The following is a 534-nucleotide window of genomic DNA, read 5'->3' on the forward strand; positions in this document are numbered from 1 at the left end:
GATTGAAACTTCACCTGTTAAATAAACACCACTTTGCCCTGTCACCTCTGATAGATCTGAGTCATCAATACTTGACATCTCTGCATTAGCGAGCCCGGCAGTAAGCATAAAAATTAGTACCCGAAACAACATAAATAAGCCTCTAGTTAGGATCCAAGTCCCGAAATTTAACATCCATATACTGGACCAATATCCCTTCAATTCGCTGCTCGCCTAAACTTGTACCACCAATGTCTAAATCACCGACAATGATATTGCTACGATACTCACCATTCGTATAATAATCGTGAAAAAAGTCATGCGCTGCGACAGCATCCGGGTCAGCTAAATCGTATGAACCATCAACAACATTAATCTTATCCATATATGGATGTGTAATTTTCGCTATTTGAAGAGTAAGCCCACCGCTTGTTGGTAGATTGCTAGATCCATCTACCCCGATGTATAAGGGCTGGAACGTGTGACCTAAAGCCAACTCCATTTGGAAGTTGGACATTTTAATGCTAGATGAGCAACCTTGATTAATTTGCTCAC

At 40.8% G+C, this 534-nt stretch carries 2 protein-coding genes; both read right to left on the reverse strand.

From position 1 onward, the window contains the following. On the reverse strand, window positions 1-174 hold a 174-nt coding region (locus tag A3735_RS32675), incomplete at its 3' end, for a DUF6160 family protein (protein WP_369820553.1). Beyond that, the coding region (locus A3735_RS23205; RefSeq protein ID WP_231882632.1) for a hypothetical protein at window positions 143-534 on the reverse strand (392 nt) is incomplete at its 5' end. The genes A3735_RS23205 and A3735_RS32675, both read right to left, overlap by 32 nt.

This window comes from Oleiphilus sp. HI0061, from assembly GCF_001635675.1.